This is a genomic window from Prevotella sp. HMSC073D09 (genome assembly GCF_001814145.1).
Classification (GTDB): Bacteria; Bacteroidota; Bacteroidia; order Bacteroidales; family Bacteroidaceae; genus Prevotella; species Prevotella conceptionensis.
Genome location: NZ_KV814997.1, coordinates 1 through 2,683 on the forward strand (window position 1 = coordinate 1; position 2,683 = coordinate 2,683).

Below are 2,683 nucleotides of genomic sequence, written 5' to 3' on the forward strand. Positions count from 1 at the left end.
AATTAGTTAGATATTTACTGAATATCCCTATGTAATTTCATAACTAAATCTATAAGACTCCCACCTTCATCAAGTGCAAAGTCATACCATAGATTTTGGTTATAATCAACTTTGAAACTTGGAGTATGTTCATTTCGAAATGGACTTTTATACATTCCGTAATAGCCATAATTCTTTATAGGGTATATAGACATACTACCTAAGTAATCTTTAATCGATATTGCTTTAATTTCATCTAATGTCATACTTGTAACTTTTAAGTTTAGTACTTACTACAATGTGATATTCTTGTAAGTCATTGACAATGAAAGAAAAATATGTAGTACTAACTATCTTTGTAGTAATCATTGCACATGTATATGGTCGGTTGGTAGTAATGAGGTAGTAATACCTTATATCATTATTTACTACGGTCTAACCTTTTTTCTTTCAATGCTTTATCTCTCTTTGTAGTAAAGTAGTATTAATAATTAGTATTGTAACTTTGAATAAAGGGATTTGGAACAATCTTGCGTATATGGTAAACATACATTGGATTGCCACCTATCCTTTTGGATTTCCTTAAGAAACCAGCCTTTTTCAAGGCTTCTCCTATTCTCCTTTCACTTAGGTTAAGCGTTGTGTATCCACGCAAATAGTTTAGGATTTCAGAAGTGGTCATATAACTCTCTTCAGTTGCTGCTGGCTTTTCCATGCCTTTAAGAAGCATTTCATACTCAACAGTCTGCACTTGAAACCCTTCGCTCTCTTGATGCAGTTCGGCTATTTCCTCTTCATTGAACCAATAATGATAGTCAACTCTCCACAATTCAACTGCCTCGGAGTACACCTTGTTGATATCAATCTCTTTAGCTGCATCAATATCAATATGTTCAATTTCAAAAGGTAGAAAGCGACGACTTCCTGTCGGATCTGTTAGAAAATCATTACCATTAACAGATGCCATAAAGCTTGCTAAGTGAGGATACTCTTCGATGTAAGTGTCGTATGGTCTACGATATTTTACTCTTGGTGTCGTTATCAGATTCTTCAATTCATTTTCATCTCTCTTATTGAGTGCCTTTAGCTGGTCGTCAATATTGATAAAAAGATATTCCGCAATCAGTGTTTGTACATCTTTTCCTTGTGGGTCAATCTTTCCTGTGAAAAGATAACTCTTTAGTTCTTCTGGACAGAGTAAATCAAGGAAAGTTGTTTTGAATTTTCCTTGTTCACCTGTAAGAACTAAACATGTATGATTACGACACTGTAAATCATCCATGGCATTGGCTACGACAGCAACCAACCATTTTACAAAGTAGTGTTTCCATTTATCAGGATTTCTCACTACAACACAATTTGCCAACCTTATGATTTCAGATTCATCTTCACCTTTAGGCTTTGGAAGATTCAACAAATACTCACGAATCGGGTTAACTTTATTGCAAAAGTCGCTCTCCAATATTGCTCGAATATTATCAGCTGGAGTATATATTCCCAAAGTCCCATCTACCAGCCGACGCATAGAGTTAATATCATATTTAGTAAGAGGACGGAATGAAGTATTAGAATCTTGTTCTCGAAACTCTGTTCTACTTTTAACAGTATTAAAACGAAAAGCATAATGCTCTTTCAAGAATTGTTCTATGCGTTCATTCTTAGATTGCTTGGCTCGTCCTTCAGTTCTTTCCTTTTCCATAATGCATATATTTATAAAAGGGAAGAATCAGAATGTTTCTCAGAGATAAAAGCTTTTGCCTCCTCGTTGATTTCGGCAACAGTCTTTTTCTTACCTCCTTCAATCCATGCCAACAGATCATCTTCAAAAAAATAGAGATGCTTACCATTCTTATAACAAGGTAGTAAGCGTTTTCGTACTAAGGTGTAAACTGTTGGCTTGGCTTTCCCTATTAGTTTACACGCATCATCTATTCCAATAGGAATACGTTTGGGAGGGACAACAGGTGTTTGTCCTTTACATACTAAATTCTTTATTTCAGCAACTTCGCTGACTAAGTGAGCAACTGCCTTTGGCAAGTTCTCAAAAGTGATTTCATTTTGTACCATAATACTTGTTATTGATTTTTACGGTGCAAATGAAAAAAGTGTTTCCTCTGTGTCCTAAGACACTGAAGAAACACTATAAAAACACAATAGGTTTGTGTGTTATTCTGTTATTTGGTGGTCTGAAAGGCTTTGTACAATAGGTATAGTGCCTTTCTTCTCATCATCACGGAGGTGACTTTTTATGCTCCCAACTTCTACATCTTTGAATGTGTTGGCAAAAACCTGCTTAAGAAACTGCGAAATTTCATCTTGCTTGCCAACTCTAAAATGGTTCCATATATTCCAACCAAAATGAAACAGGTCTAAGGCAACTAAACCTTTGATATTAATTGGTTCAACGTGTGATAAGGGAAGCTTAGCGGAGTATAACTCTATATATTCACAAAGTTTGAGCAAATCTTTGTCAGAAACATAAGGTGCGAATTGCTGTTGAGTATATTTAATAGCTATAGCACGTTTATCTTGTATTTTCTGGTCCATTAACTTTTGTTGCTGTTGCCGAATTGAGTCAAAGTCCATTGATTGTTGCTGTTGTACGGCAGATGGACTGTCAACACCATCTACTACTTGTTCAGCCTCAGCGTCGGATGCTTTATCATTTATTTTACTAAAGTTTCCCACCCTTTAAAACGCAGTC

2 protein-coding genes and 2 pseudogenes are annotated in these 2,683 nt (G+C 35.4%); all 4 read right to left on the minus strand.

What is annotated here, in order from left to right:
- Nucleotides 1-29: 29 nt before the first annotated feature.
- Nucleotides 30-245 (minus strand): annotated as a pseudogene (locus HMPREF2955_RS00005) (CHC2 zinc finger domain-containing protein); the annotation flags it as partial.
- Between the two features lie 218 nt (nt 246-463).
- Nucleotides 464-1,678, minus strand: a complete 1,215-nt coding sequence (locus HMPREF2955_RS00010) for a virulence-associated E family protein (RefSeq protein ID WP_070719791.1) — start codon at nt 1,676-1,678, stop codon at nt 464-466.
- Nucleotides 1,679-1,689: 11 nt separating this feature from the next.
- Nucleotides 1,690-2,046 (minus strand): helix-turn-helix domain-containing protein, encoded by a 357-nt coding sequence (locus HMPREF2955_RS00015; protein ID WP_070719792.1) that lies wholly within the window; start codon nt 2,044-2,046, stop codon nt 1,690-1,692.
- 99 nt (nt 2,047-2,145) lie between these two features.
- Nucleotides 2,146-2,652 (minus strand): annotated as a pseudogene (locus HMPREF2955_RS16710) (mobilization protein); the annotation flags it as partial.
- Nucleotides 2,653-2,683 lie beyond the last annotated feature (31 nt).

Excerpts from the sequence above, each read along its gene's own strand:
- HMPREF2955_RS00010 (WP_070719791.1), bottom strand. The coding sequence starts at position 1,678 with ATGGAAAAGGAAAGAACTGAAGGACGAGCCAAGCAATCTAAGAATGAA.
- HMPREF2955_RS00015 (WP_070719792.1), bottom strand. The coding sequence starts at position 2,046 with ATGGTACAAAATGAAATCACTTTTGAGAACTTGCCAAAGGCAGTTGCT.